The 13,936-nt window shown below is 67.0% G+C and carries 10 protein-coding genes and 1 tRNA gene; 3 read left to right on the top strand and 8 right to left on the bottom strand.

The features are described 5' to 3' along the window. From ACK59X_RS09305 to ACK59X_RS09275, 7 genes are all read right to left on the bottom strand, one after another. Nucleotides 1-1,304, bottom strand: a 1,304-nt coding sequence (locus ACK59X_RS09305; RefSeq protein WP_409956744.1) for an LON peptidase substrate-binding domain-containing protein, incomplete at its 3' end; no start/stop codon positions are given. Nucleotides 1,305-1,448: 144 nt separating this feature from the next. Next, on the bottom strand, nt 1,449-2,714 hold the full coding sequence (gene clpX / locus ACK59X_RS09300; protein WP_409956742.1) for an ATP-dependent Clp protease ATP-binding subunit ClpX: 1,266 nt from the start codon (nt 2,712-2,714) through the stop codon (nt 1,449-1,451). 202 nt (nt 2,715-2,916) lie between these two features. Further along, entirely contained in the window at nt 2,917-3,525 is a 609-nt protein-coding gene (gene clpP, locus ACK59X_RS09295; RefSeq protein WP_409956740.1) for an ATP-dependent Clp endopeptidase proteolytic subunit ClpP, read from the bottom strand. A 120-nt stretch (nt 3,526-3,645) separates the two neighbouring features. Beyond that, nucleotides 3,646-4,956, bottom strand: a complete 1,311-nt coding sequence (gene tig / locus ACK59X_RS09290; protein WP_409956738.1) for a trigger factor — start codon at nt 4,954-4,956, stop codon at nt 3,646-3,648. A gap of 75 nt (nt 4,957-5,031) precedes the next feature. After that, a tRNA-Leu gene (locus ACK59X_RS09285) sits at nt 5,032-5,118 on the bottom strand. Nucleotides 5,119-5,297: 179 nt separating this feature from the next. Next, nucleotides 5,298-8,480 carry an efflux RND transporter permease subunit gene (locus ACK59X_RS09280; RefSeq protein WP_409956736.1) on the bottom strand — a complete coding sequence of 1,061 codons (3,183 nt, stop codon included), beginning with the start codon at nt 8,478-8,480 and terminating at the stop codon, nt 5,298-5,300. Nucleotides 8,481-8,489: 9 nt separating this feature from the next. Further along, entirely contained in the window at nt 8,490-9,695 is a 1,206-nt protein-coding gene (locus ACK59X_RS09275; protein WP_409956734.1) for an efflux RND transporter periplasmic adaptor subunit, read from the bottom strand. Between the two features lie 161 nt (nt 9,696-9,856). Here ACK59X_RS09275 and hpnC point away from each other — a divergent pair, with 161 nt between their 5' ends. Both hpnC and ACK59X_RS09265 read left to right on the top strand, forming a co-directional pair. Further along, nucleotides 9,857-10,768 (top strand): squalene synthase HpnC, encoded by a 912-nt coding sequence (hpnC, locus tag ACK59X_RS09270; RefSeq protein WP_409956732.1) that lies wholly within the window; start codon nt 9,857-9,859, stop codon nt 10,766-10,768. 41 nt (nt 10,769-10,809) lie between these two features. After that, nucleotides 10,810-11,520: a hypothetical protein gene (locus ACK59X_RS09265; RefSeq protein WP_409956730.1), complete on the top strand. Its 711-nt coding sequence runs from the start codon at nt 10,810-10,812 to the stop codon at nt 11,518-11,520. Here ACK59X_RS09265 and ACK59X_RS09260 read toward each other — a convergent pair. Beyond that, nucleotides 11,506-12,456 carry a LysR substrate-binding domain-containing protein gene (locus ACK59X_RS09260; protein ID WP_409956728.1) on the bottom strand — a complete coding sequence of 317 codons (951 nt, stop codon included), beginning with the start codon at nt 12,454-12,456 and terminating at the stop codon, nt 11,506-11,508. The two genes, ACK59X_RS09265 and ACK59X_RS09260, sit on opposite strands and share 15 nt — an antisense overlap. A 231-nt stretch (nt 12,457-12,687) precedes the next feature. Here ACK59X_RS09260 and ACK59X_RS09255 point away from each other — a divergent pair, with 231 nt between their 5' ends. Further along, nucleotides 12,688-13,884, top strand: a complete 1,197-nt coding sequence (locus ACK59X_RS09255) for an MFS transporter (protein WP_409956726.1) — start codon at nt 12,688-12,690, stop codon at nt 13,882-13,884. Nucleotides 13,885-13,936: the final 52 nt, after the last annotated feature.

The raw sequence follows: 13,936 nt of genomic DNA, 5'->3' as shown, positions 1-13,936 counted from the left end.
TCGGTGCCCAGCTTGTCGATCTCGTCCAGCAGGAACAGCGGGTTGCGCGTGCCCACCTTCGAGAGGCTCTGCAGCACCTTGCCCGGCAGAGCGCCGATGTAGGTGCGGCGGTGCCCGCGGATCTCGGCCTCGTCGCGCATGCCGCCCAGGGCCATGCGCACGTACTTGCGGCCGGTGGCCTTGGCGATGGACTGGCCCAGCGAGGTCTTGCCCACGCCCGGTGGCCCCACCAGGCACAGGATGGGCGCCTTGACCTTGTCCACGCGCTGCTGCACTGCAAGGTATTCAAGGATGCGGTCCTTGACCTTGTCCAGGCCGTAGTGGTCTTCGTTGAGCACGCCCTCGGCGTTCACCAGGTCGTGCTTGATCTTGGTCTTCTTGCTCCAGGGCAGGCCCGTGAGCACGTCGATGTAGTTGCGCACCACGGTGGCCTCGGCCGACATGGGCGACATGAGCTTGAGCTTCTTGAACTCGGCATCGGCCTTCTTGCGCGCCTCGGCGGGCATCTTGGCGGCCTTGATCTTCTTCTCGATCTCTTCCATGTCCGCGCCGTCTTCGCCTTCGCCCAGTTCCTTCTGGATGGCCTTGACCTGCTCGTTGAGGTAGAAGTCGCGCTGGTTCTTCTCCATCTGGCGCTTCACGCGGCCGCGGATCTTCTTGTCGACGTTGAGGATGTCGACCTCGCGGTCGAGCTGCTCGAACAGGTTTTCGAGGCGCGCCTTCACGTCCGACAGGTCGAGCACGATCTGCTTGTTCTCGAGCTTGAGCGGCAGGTGCGCGGCAATCGTGTCGGCCAGGCGGCCCGGGTCGTCGATGCTGGAGATGCTGGTCAGGATCTCGGGCGGGATCTTCTTGTTGAGCTTGACGTACTGGTCGAACTGCTGCATCACCGCACGGCGCAGGGCCTCGATCTCGCTGGGCTTGCTGGCCTCGGCGGCGGGCTCGACCGGCGTCACGGTGGCGGTGAAGTGCGTCTCCGCATCCTCGATGGACGCCACCAGCGCGCGCTGCTGGCCCTCGACCAGCACCTTCACGGTGCCGTCGGGCAGCTTGAGCATCTGCAGGATGGTCGAGACGCAGCCGACGTCGAACATGTCGGCCACCGAGGGCTCGTCCTTGGCGGCGGCCTTCTGGGCCACCAGCATGATGCGGCGGTCGGCCTCCATGGCCAGCTCCAGCGCCTTGATGCTCTTGGGGCGGCCCACGAAGAGCGGTATCACCATGTGGGGGAACACCACCACGTCACGCAAGGGCAACAGCGGCAGGTCGATGGGGGTGGCTGGCAGGGGGGTATGTCCGGACATGGAAATCCTCAGTTAACTCTGTGGCATATGGTCCACATGTGGGGATTTTCAACCCCCGTGCCCAGCCGTGCTGGCACAAGGGTTGAATGGCGGCGTAGCCAGGCGCGGTGCATGCAAGGCACTTGCATGCACCGCGGGGACATGTCAGGCCTTTTTGGCTGCTTCCCGGTACACGAGAAGCGGCGGCTTGCTCTCTTCGATGGTGGACTCGTCCACCACGACTTTCTCGACATTGCTCTGGTTGGGCAGGTCGAACATGGTGCCGATCAGCGATTGCTCCAGAATGGAGCGCAGGCCGCGCGCACCGGTCTTGCGCGCCAGCGCCTTGCGGGCGATGGCCTTGAGCGCGGCGGGGCGGATCTCCAGGTCCACGCCTTCCATGGCCAGGAGCTTGCTGTACTGCTTGACCAGGGCGTTCTTGGGCTCGGTCAGGATCTGCACCAGCGCATCTTCGCTCAGCTCGGCCAGCGCGGTCACCACAGGCATGCGGCCCACCAGCTCGGGGATGATGCCGAACTTGATAAAGTCCTCGGGCTCGATCTCGGTGAACACCTCGGTCAGCGAACGCTGCTTCTTGCTCTTGACCGATGCGCCAAAGCCGATGCCCGAGGCCTCGGTGCGGTTTTCGATCACCTTCTCCAGGCCCGCGAACGCGCCGCCGCAGATGAACAGGATGTTGGTCGTGTCGATCTGCAGGAAGTCCTGATTCGGGTGCTTGCGCCCGCCCTGGGGCGGCACGCTGGCCATGGTGCCTTCGATCAGTTTCAGCAGCGACTGCTGCACGCCCTCGCCCGACAAGTCGCGTGTGATGGAGGGGTTGTCCGACTTGCGCGAGATCTTGTCGATCTCGTCGATGTAGACAATGCCGCGCTGGGCCCGCTCGACCTCGTAGTTGCAGCTTTGCAAGAGCTTCTGGACGATGTTCTCCACGTCCTCGCCCACGTAGCCGGCCTCGGTCAGCGTGGTGGCATCGGCCATCACGAAGGGCACGTCCAGCATGCGTGCCAGGGTCTGCGCCAGGAGCGTCTTGCCCGAGCCCGTGGGCCCGATCAAGAGGATGTTGCTCTTGGACAGCTCGACGTCGTCCTTGTGCGCCTTGTCCTTGTGGCGCAGGCGCTTGTAGTGGTTGTACACCGCCACGGCCAGCGTGCGCTTGGCCACGTCCTGGCCGATGACATAGTTGTCCAGGTTGGACTTGATCTCCAGGGGCGTGGGCAGATCGCTCTTGGCGTCCTTGGTCAGGTCGCCTGCGGGCAGCTCGTCACGGATGATTTCGTTGCACAGGTCAATGCACTCGTCGCAGATAAAGACGGACGGTCCGGCGATCAGCTTCTTCACTTCGTGCTGGCTTTTGCCGCAGAAAGAGCAGTAGAGGGTTTTCTCGCTGGAGGAGCCTTTTTTCTCGGCCATGGGGGCAATGCCTTGTTACGGAAAGTTGTCGGGAGATGATAACCAAATAAAAAGCGGCGTTCTCTCCCGGGAAAACTGCCCTGCCGCCAGCGGGCAATGCCCGGTGGCTGCAGGAAATCCCGAACTTACCCCCAGCGCCACGCCAGGGCAAGTGTCCGGAACCGGTTCTCAGGGAAACGAACGCCGCCGACTGCCGCCCGGATCAGGGGCGCTGGGCGATCACCTGGTCCACCAGGCCGTATTCCTTGGCCTCGTCGGCCGTGAGGAAGTAGTCGCGCTCGGTGTCGTTCTTGACCTTTTCGAGCGGCTGGCCCGTGCGCTCGGCCAGGATGCGGTTCATCTGGTCCTTGGTGCGCAGGATGTCGCGGGCGTGGATCTCGATGTCGGTCGCCTGGCCGCGTGCGCCGCCCAGCACCTGGTGGATCATGATCTTGGAGTTGGGCAGCGAGAAACGCTTGCCCTTGGCGCCAGCCGCCAGCAGGAAGGCGCCCATGCTGGCCGCAAAGCCCACGCACATGGTGGACACATCGGGCTTGATGAATTGCATGGTGTCGTAGATGGCCATGCCGGCCGTCACGCTGCCGCCAGGCGAGTTGATGTAGAACGAGATGTCCTTGTCGGGGTTTTCGCTCTCCAGAAAGAGCAGCTGCGCCACCACCAGGTTGGCGGTCTGGTCGTTGACCTCGCCCACCAGGAAGATGATGCGCTCCTTGAGCAGGCGCGAATAGATGTCGGAGGAGCGCTCACCGCGTCCGGACTGCTCGATGACCATGGGGACCATGCCCAGGGCTTGTGTATCCAGTGAACTCATTTTTTCTCCAGTCAGGGGCGTACTGTACCCAGAAATGAATTGGGGCTTGTGCGTCAAAGCACAAGCCCCTGTATCAGACCGATGCCGAACCACCCGCAGGGGACGGTTCACGCACGAATCTTATTGTTGGCCCATGAGTTCGTCGAAGGACACGGCCTTGTCGACCACCTTGGCCTTGCCCAGCACGTAGTCGGTCACGTTGTTCTCGATGACAACGGCTTCCACTTCGGCCAGGCGTTGGCGGTCGCCGAAGTACCAGCGCACTACGTCTTCGGGCTTCTCGTAGCTGGCGGCCAGCTCGTCGATGTGGGCCTTGAGCTGCTCGGGCTTGGCCTGCAGTTCGTTGGCACGCACCAGCTCGGCCACCACCAGGCCCAGGCGCACGCGGCGCTCGGCTTGCGGACGGAACACGTCGTCAGGGATCTCGGCCTTGTCGGCGTCCTTCAGGCCGCGCTGCTTGAGGTCGGCACGGGCGCCTTCCAGCAGGCGGGCGATTTCGGCCTGCACGCTGGCGTTGGGCAGGTCCAGCTCGGCCTTGGCGACCAGGGCGTCCATCACGGCTTGCTTGTTGCGGGCCAGCAGGCGGAACTTGACTTCGCGCTCCAGGTTCTTCTTGATGTCGGCGCGCAGGCCTTCCACCGAGCCGTCGGCAATGCCCAGCGACTTGGCCAGGGCGTCGTTCACTTCGGGCAGGTTGGCGGCTTCGATCTTCTTGACCGTGACCAGGAAGTCGGCCGTCTTGCCGGCCACGTCCTTGCCGTGGTAATCGGCAGGGAAGGCCAGCGGGAAGGTCTTGCTTTCGCCGGTCTTCATGCCGCGCACGGCTTCTTCGAATTCCTTGAGCATCTGGCCTTCGCCGACCAGGAACTGGAAGTCCTCGGCCTTGCCGCCGTCGAAGGGTTCGCCGTCGATCTTGCCTTCGAAGTCCACGGACACGCGGTCACCGTCTTCGGCAGCGGCGCCCTGGGCGCGCTGGGCGAAGGTGCGGCGCTGCTTGCGCAGGATGTCGATGGTCTTGTCGATGGCCGAATCGGTCACCTCGGCCGACAGCTTCTCGACTTCGGCGTCCGACAGGTCGCCGATCTTGACTTCGGGGAACACTTCGAAGATGGCGTCGAAGGTCACCTGGCCTTCGGGAGCGCCTTCCTTCTCGGTGATGCGGGGCTGGCCGGCCACGCGCAGCTTGGCTTCGTTGGCGGCCACGGCAAAGGCTTCACCCACCTTGTCGTTGAGCACTTCGTACTGCACGGAATAGCCGTAGCGCTGGGCGACCACGTTCATGGGCACCTTGCCGGGACGGAAGCCGTCCATCTTCACGGTGCGCGCCAGGCGCTTCAGACGCGTGTCGACTTCGGTCTGGATCACGGTCAGGGGCACGCTCAGCGTGATCTTGCGCTCGAGCTTCTCAAGGGTTTCAACAGTAACGGACATGGCTATTCCTCTAAGACTCTAAGAATGTGATCGTGCTCGCTGCAGCGCAGTATTCCGCAAGGTTTCACATGGTTTTGGTGCGCGGGGGGGGACTCGAACCCCCACACCATTGCTGGCGTCAGGACCTAAACCTGGTGCGTCTACCAATTTCGCCACCCGCGCGGTTCAACAACAAACAGACAGGCGGCAGGGATGCCCGCCGCCTGTGTGAAATCGGTCAACCTTTGATTTTAACCTGTAAAGCAGGGTGCTCCAATTTCCGCAGGCCCATGGCGTGCTGGTATCTACCCTGCCCAGGCATCCCCCCTGCCATGGGCAGGGGGATTGCCGGGGTCTTGGCTTCAGGCTGTGGTCAGGCGCTCGTCCTCGGGCCGCTTCACCCGGAACCAGGCCGCATACATCGCCGGCAGGGCCAGCAGCGTGAGCACCGTGGCCACGATCAGGCCGCCCATGATGGCCACGGCCATCGGCCCCCAGAACACGCTGCGCGACAGCGGGATCATGGCCAGCACGGCAGCAGCCGCCGTCAGCACGATGGGGCGCAGCCGGCGCACGGCCGATTCCACAATGGCGTCCCAGGCCGGGATGCCCTTGGCGCGGTCCTGCTCGATCTGGTCGATCAGGATCACCGAGTTGCGCTGGATCATGCCCATCAGCGCAATCACGCCGAGCAGCGCCACGAAGCCGAAGGGGCGGTTGAGCAGAATCAGCGCGCCCGCCACGCCGGCCAGGCCCAGCGGCCCGGTCAGGAAGACCAGCATCGCGCGGCTGAAGCTGTGCAGTTGCAGCATGAGCAGCGTGAAGGTGATGAACAGCATGATCGGGATGCCGGCCGCGATGGAAGCCGAGCCCTTGGAGCTTTCCTCCACGGCGCCTGCCACCTCGATGCGGTAGGCACCCTGGCCGGCTTCGCGCCACTTGGCCTCTATGGCGCGCAGGCCCGGCAGCAGTTGCGCGGTGACGGTGGCGCCCTGCAGGCCTTCGGTCACGTCGCCCTGCACGGTGATGGCGTAGTCGCGGTTCTCGCGCCACATCACGCCCGGCTCCCAGGTGAACACGGGCTTGGCGATCTGCGTGAGCGGGATCGACTTGCCCGATGCCGTGGGCAGGTAGGCGTTGGCGATGTCGGTGATGGCGTTGCGCTCATCCAGCGGCTGGCGCAGCATGATGTCGATGAGCTTGTCGCCCTCGCGGAACTGGCCCACGGTGGTGCCCGACAGGATGGTCTTGCTCGCCTGGGCGATGGACTGGCTGGTCACGCCCAGGGCGCGCGCCTTGGCCTGGTCCACTTCCAGGCGCAGCACCTTGACCGACTCGTTCCAGTTGTCGTTCACGCCGCGCATCTGCGCGTTCTCGCGCAGCGCGGCCTTGACCTCGTCGGCATGGGCGCGCAGCGCCAGCGGATCAGGGCCGACCACGCGGAACTGCACCGGGTAGGGCACGGGCGGCCCGTTGGGCAGCAGCTTGACGCGGCCGCGCACTTCGGGAAACTCCTGCGCCAGGATGGTGGGCAGCTTGATGCGCAGGCTCTCGCGCAGCTTCAGGTCCTGCGGCACCACGATGAACTGCGACACGTTGCTCTGCGGGAACACCTGGTCCAGCGGCAGGTAAAAGCGCGGCACGCCCGAACCCACCCAGGTGCTCACGGTGGTCACGCCCGGCTCGGCCAGCAGGCGCGCTTCCACGCGCTTGGTCACCTCTTCGTTGCCCACGAAGGAGGTGCCCTCGGGGAACCACACGTCCACGATGATCTCGGGGCGGCTCGAATCGGGGAAGAACTGCTGCTGCACCTTGCCCATGCCGAAGATGCCCAGGGCGAACGTGCCCACGGTCAATGCGATGGTGATCCAGCGGTGGCGCACGCACCAGGTCACCAGGTGGCGGAAGGCGTTGTAGAACGGGCTGTCGAACACCTCGTGCCCGCCGGCCTCCACGCCATGGTGCTCCTGGGCATGGGCCACGTGGGCCGGCACCTTGAGCAGCAGGGTCCCCAGGTAGGGCACGAAGTAGACCGAGACGATCCAGCTGAGCACCAGCGCGATCACCGTCACCGCAAAGATGGCGAAGGTGTACTCGCCCGTGGTCGACTTGGCGATGCCGATGGGAAGAAAGCCCACCGCCGTGATCAGCGTGCCCGTGAGCATGGGCATGGCCGTGAGCTCGTAGGCGAAGGTGGCGGCGCGCACCTTGTCATAGCCCTCCTCGAGCTTGAGCACCATCATCTCCACGGCGATGATGGCGTCGTCCACCAGCAAGCCCAGGGCGATGATCAGTGAGCCCAGCGAGATCTTGTGCAGCCCGATGTTCCAGTACCACATGCCCAGGAAGGTCACGGCCAGCACCATCGGAATGGTGATGCCTACCACCAGGCCGGGGCGCGGGTCGATGTACCAGCGCTTCCACAGCGGGTTCTTGCCGGGCCGCTTGTGAAAGCCCAGGGCGATGAAGCTCACCGCCAGCACGATGACCACGGCCTCGATCAGCACCTTCACGAACTCGTTGACCGAGGTGGACACGGCCTTGGGCTGGTCCTGCACATTCACCAGCTTCACGCCCGCAGGCAGCAAGGTGCCGATGCGGTCGGTGGCGGCATGCAGCGCCTTGCCCAGGGCGATGATGTCGCCGCCCTTGGTCATGGAAACGCCCAGGGCGATCACTTCCTTGCCCTGGTGGCGTACCTTCACGGCGACCGGGTCCACATAGCCGCGCTTGATCTCGGCGATGTCGCCCAGGCGCAGCTGCGCGCCCGAGGGGCCGCGGATCGGCATGGCCGCGAGGTCTTCCACCGCATTGAACTGGCCGGCCACGCGCACCTGCACCTGGTCCAGCGGCGTCTGCACGGCGCCCGCGCCTTCCACGGCGTTCTGCTGGCCCAGCTGGGCCAGCACCTGATTCATGTCCAGGCCCAGCTGGGACAGGCGCTTTTGCGAGATTTCGATGAACAGCTTTTCGTCCTGCACCCCGAACAGCTCGACCTTGGCCACATCGGGCACGCGCAGCAGCTGCTGGCGCGCGTCGTCGGCAAAGGTCTTGAGTTCGGCGTAGCTGAAGCCTTCGGACTCGAGCGCGTAGATCACACCGTACACGTCGCCGAAGTCGTCGTTGAAGAACGGCCCCTGGATGCCCGCGGGCAGTGTGTAGCGCATGTCGCCGATCTTCTTGCGCACGGTGTACCAGACGTTGGCCACCTCGCTGGCCTTGGACGAGTCCTTGATCTGGAAGATGATCTGCGACTCGCCGGGCTTGGAGTAGCTGCGGATCTTGTCGGCGTAGGGCACCTCCTGCAGCGTGCGCTCGAGCTTGTCGGTGACCTGCTCGGCCACCTGCTGCGCCGTGGCGCCGGGCCAGTAGGTGCGCACCACCATGGCGCGGAAGGTGAAAGGCGGGTCTTCGTCCTGCCCCAGCTGGAAATAGGCCGCAAAGCCCAGCAGCATCAGCACCACCATCAGGTAGCGCGTGAGCGCGGGGTGGTCGAGCGCCCACTTGGAGAGGTTGAACCCCTCTTTCGGTTGCATCTGGCTCATGGCGGGCCCTTACTTGGAAGCGGGGGCCGCAGCCACGGGCGAGGCCGCTGGTGCCACCGGCAGCGCCACATTGCCAGCCGCCGTCTGCGCCTTGGCTGCCGGGGCCACGCTGTTCTTGGGCTGGTACACCGTGACCTTCTGCCCGGGCGAGAGCACATGCACGCCGGTGGACACCACCTGCATGCCCGGGGTCAGGCCGCCGGCCACCACGGCCTCGTTGCCGTCGGCCGTGGCGATCTGCACCACCTGCGATTTCACCGTGCTGCTGGCCGCGTCGTACACCCACACCGCCGTGGCCTGGCCTTCCTGGCGCAGCGCGCTGGTGGGCAGCTTGATGGCCACCACACCTGCATGGCCCAGCACCTTGGGCTGGGCATACACCGTGGCGCCCAGCGCCGGCACGTCCTTGCCCTCGATGGCCACCTTGACCTGGAAGGTGCGCGTGGCCGCATCGGCACTGGCCGCCACCTCGCGCACCTTGCCGGCCATCTCGGGGCCGCCCGACCAGCCGCGCACGGCCACGTCGGAACCCACGGCGATCTGCGCCACCTTGTCCTCGGGCACGGCAAACACCACGTCGCGCGGGCCGTCCTGCGCAATGCGCACCACCGGCGTGCCGGCCGCAACGACCTGGCCCGGCTCGGCTTCGATGCCCGTGACCACGCCCGACACATCGGCCACCAGGCGCGTGTAGGTGGCCTGGTTGCCCTGCGACGACAGCTGGGCGCGCGCCTGGTCCAGCGTGGCCTGCGCGGCCTTCAGCGTCGCGTCGCGGCGCTCCAGCTCGGCGCCGCTGATGAAGTTCTGGTCCTTGAGCGTCTGGTAGCGCTTGTAGTCCGCCGCAGCCAGGTCGCGCTGCGTGGTGGCCGAGGCCAGTTGCGCGCGGGCCGAGTCGGCGGCCAGCTGGTAGTCGCGCGGATCGAGCTGGGCCAGCACGTCACCGGCCTTCACGCGCTGGCCCAATTCAGCCTGGCGCTGCACGATCTTGCCCGCCACGCGAAAGCCCAGGCGCGATTCCACGCGGGCACGCACCTCGCCCGCATACTCCACCTGCGACTGCAGGGCCCCCACGCCCACCGTCATCAGCTTGACGGAGCGCACCGGCTCCTCGGGCGGGGCCGGCTGGGAGCAGGCGGCCAGCACCAGGGCCGAGGCCGCCAGCAACAAGAATCTGGAGGGCCGGTGGATGGGCCGCGAGGCGGAGGGTGTGCGCATGGAAAATCCGGTGAATGAAAAAGCCGACACGGAAAACAGCCAGCGCACGCCCCGCAGCCTGCAAGCTGCGTCAGGGTAAACACTGGCACCAACAAGTTACTGACTGACTGGTTAGTAATCTATGGGAAACGCCCCCGCCTTGTCAAGCGACAATCACCGCCGTGAACCCTAACCCGCCCACCCCGCCCGCCAGCGCCGCGACACCGGTCTCCCCCGCCCTGCAGGGCGCGCCCGCCGTGGCCCCACCGGTCACGCACTACGAGAATTTCCCGGTTGCCTCGCTGCTGTGCCCGCCGCACCTGCGCCCGGTGATCGCCGCCATCTACGCCTTTGCGCGCACGGCCGACGACATCGCCGACGAGGGCGATGCGCCGCCCGCACAGCGCCTGGCCGACCTGGCCGCGTTCGACGCCGACCTCACCGCCATTGCCGAAGGCCGCCCCCCCTCGCCCCGCTGGGCCGACGTGTTCCTGCCGCTGCAGGCCGTGCTGGTGAGCCACCGCCTGCCCGTGCCGCTGCTGGCCGACCTGCTGAGCGCCTTCGCCCAGGACGTGGAGAAGACCCGCGATGCCGAGGGCTATGCCGACCGCACCGAGCTGCTGGACTACTGCCGCCGCTCGGCCAACCCCGTGGGCCGGCTGCTGCTGCACCTGTACGGCGTGAACGGCGACCAGGCCCTGGCGCAGAGCGACGACATCTGCACCGCTCTGCAGCTGGCCAATTTCTGGCAGGACCTGAGCCTGGACATCCCGCGCGGGCGCCACTACCTGCCGCGCGAGGACTGCGCCGCGCATGGCGCCTGCCAGACCGAGCTGCTGGAACTGCGCAGCACGCCGGAAAACGCCCGCCTCATCCTGGAGCTGGCGGCCTGGGCCCGTGCCAGCATGCTGCGCGGCGCCCCGCTGGTGCACCGCCTGCCCGGCCGCGCCGGCTGGGAGCTGCGCCTGGTAGTGCAGGGCGGCCTGCGCATCCTGGACAAGGTGCAGGCCCTGAAGGGCGCCAGCCTGCACACCCGCCCCAAGCTCAACCCCTGGGACTGGTGCGTGATGCTGGGGCGGGCGCTGGTGATGTAGCCGCCGCGCCAAGCACTGGCATGAAGGGGAGGAAGCACACTGTGTCGTACCGGCACCTCTTCAAGGCACTCCAATGGGGGCTGATCCTCTTTTGCCTGGGCTTTGCCATCGTGGGCGGCGTGGTGGCCGAGCGCCTGCTGGAGTTGCTGCACTGCCAGCCGCATGCCAACCCCGCGCTGCGCAATTGCGCCTGGCTGTCCAATGCGCTGGGCATGCGCCTCACCCCGTTCCTCACGGCCGGGGGCGTGACCGACTACCCCTTTGTGCTGCTGCACAACTTCTGGGCGCTGATCGCACTGTGGGTGCTGGCCCTCGTGGGCCTGCGCCGGGCCGCGCGCAACGCCGCCACGGCGCCGGTGGCGGTACCGAGCCGCAGCCAGGCCGCCGCCCCCGGCGTGGCCGGTGCCGGCCTGGCCCGCTGGGCAGCGCGCACCCTCTTCTGGGCACTGCTGCTCGGGCTCATTGGCTTTTGCATCGCCCTAGGCATGCCCATCCTGGGCACCCAGGTGGCCCGGGAGGTGCTGGGCGCACTGGGCTGTTCGCCGGGTACCTTCGATCCCTTCTCATCGCCCTGCATGTCGGCCCCGGGCTTCTGGACGCACCGGCTGGCGCTCTACGTCATTCCGCTCGCGGGCCCGCTCATGGCACCGGTTTGGCTGGTGATGGCGTTCTGGGATGTGCTGATCACATGGATGCTGCTCACGGCGGCGGCGTACTTCGTGCAACGCCGGCTGGCACTACGCATCGCCTAGCCGCGCGCAGAACGCGAGCGAGACCGCGTCCTGCGCAGCGCGCGGCGACAGCATCCAGTAGTACTGCTTGTCGCCTGAAAGCAGTTGCGGAAAGGGCATGGCCAGCAGCCCGCTGGCCAGCGCCTCGCCCAGAAAGCGCGGGTTGCCCAGCGCCACGCCCAGGCCCTGGATGGCGGCCTGCACGCTCAGGTGGGCATGGTCGAACACCAGGTCGCCGGCGGGCTGGATGCCCTGCGTTCCCGCCTCCCGCAGCCACTGCTGCCAGACCAGCGGGGTCGAGCGGCTGTGCAGCAGCGTGTGCCGTGCCAGGTCCTGCGGCGCCTGGACGGCCTTGGCCCCCACCAGCAGCGCGGGGCTGCACACAGGGGTCAACACATCGGGAAGAAACGCACCCGCACTGATGTTGCGCCAGGGCGTGCGCTGCTGCAGCGCCGCCAGCTCGCCATCGGCAAAGCAGCGGATCGAGACGTCATAGTCCGCCGGCTCGAAGTCGAGGTGGCCCACGGTGGTGACGAGCTGCACGTCCAGCCCCGGCATCTGCGCGCAGAAGGCCGCCAGGCGCGGAATCAGCCACTGCGTGGCGAAGGTGGAGGTGGCGTTCACCGCCAGCGTGTTGCGCCGTGTGGGCCGCTTTATGCCGGCGGTGGACCGGGCCATCAGGTCCAGGGCGCTGGTCAGCCCCGGCAGGTAGGCCGCCCCCGGCGGCGTGAGCGCAAGGCCGCGCCCCTGGCGCTGCACCAGGTCCACGCCCAGCCACTCCTCCAGCGCCTTGATCTGGTGGCTGACGGCGCTTTGCGTGACGTTGAGTTCGTGCGCGGCCTGTGTCACGCTGAGCAGTCGGCCCGCCGCCTCGAAGGCGCGCAGCATGTTCAGCGGCGGCAGGCGGCGCGGCGCACCCGGAATGGCGGGACCATTTTTGGCATGAGCTGATTTCATGGGTGTGCAAATTATTATCCATAGTCGTCTGCACCGCCGCTGCTTAGCATCGGGCCCATGCAAGGACACAACTGGTTAGATTTGCTCATTGTGTGCCGGGCCCGCGAGATGCCTGGGCCGCACCCTGCCAGACCATCCCGTGAGCTAAGCCCTCCCACCTGCCGAGGACATGTCCATCCTGCCATGACGCTGCCATCGGGCGGCGCCACACTGACCCCCTCCCGGACCTCCATGACTGCCTCCAGCGCCACCCCGACCTCTGCCGCCGCCCCCGCACGACCGGCAATGCCCGCCACGGCCACCAGCCGCGCCGCGGCGCATGGCACACGCGTGGCCTTCTTCATCAGCGGCTTTGCCATGGCCGCCTGGGCTCCGCTGGTGCCATTCACCAAGGCACGCCTGGCCATCGACGAGGCCACGCTGGGCATGCTTCTGCTGTGCATGGGCGCGGGCTCCATCGTCTCCATGCCGTTGGCCGGTGCCTTCAGCGCGCGCTGGGGCTGCCGCCGTGTGCTGGCGGCCTCGGCCCTGCTGGTGTGCGTGGCCTTGCCGCTGCTGGCGCTGGCACCTTCGGTGCCGTGGCTGGGGGTGGCGCTGTTCCTCTTCGGCGCAGGCATCGGCGGCCTGGGCTGCGCGGGCAACATCCAGGCGGTTTTGGTGGAGCGGGCCCACGGCCGGCCCATGATGTCGGGATTTCACGGCCTGTTCAGCCTGGGTGGCGTCGCGGGGGCCGGCAGCATGATCGCGCTGCTGAGCGTACTGAACGCCTCGCTGTGGCAGGCCACCAGCGCCGTGGCCGCCGTGGTGCTGGCCCTGCTGGTGCTGGCCGGGCCGCATTTCCTGGCCCAGGGCGGTGCACAGAACGGCCCTGCGTTTGTTCGCCCCACAGGCGTGGTGATATTCATCGGCACCCTGTGCTTCATCCTCTTCCTGACCGAAGGCGCCATGCTGGACTGGAGCGCCGTGTTCCTCACCCAGGTGCAAGGCCTGCCCGCCGAGCGCGCGGGCCTGGGCTATGCCGCCTTCGCCACGGCCATGACCGTGGGCCGCCTCACGGGCGACCGCTGGGTGCAACGCATCGGCCCGCAGCGCGCGGTGCTCGCGGGCGCCCTGCTGGCCGCCGCCGGCCTGGCGCTGGCCACGCTGACTCCCACCTGGCCGCTGGCCCTGCCCGGCTTTGCGCTGGTGGGCCTGGGCTGCTCGAACATCGTGCCGGTGCTGTTCTCCCTGGCCGGCCGGCAGCACGCCATGCCCGAGAGCCTGGCCGTCCCTGCCATCGCCACCATGGGCTACGCCGGCGTGCTCATGGGGCCGGCGCTGATCGGCTTCGTGGCCCACGGCACCAGCCTGTTAGTGGCCATGCTGGTGCTGGTGGCCTTGCTGGTGGCTGTGGCGGCCAGTGCCCGCCGGCTGGGCCACCTCGATTGACCTGACGGAACAACGCACCCGCGCAGGAGTCCCAGGACCAGGGCCACCGATT

The sequence above is a fragment of the Acidovorax sp. genome (assembly GCF_046339755.1).
Lineage (GTDB): Bacteria > Pseudomonadota > Gammaproteobacteria > Burkholderiales > Burkholderiaceae_C > Acidovorax.
This window is presented reverse-complemented; position numbering and strand designations above follow the sequence as displayed.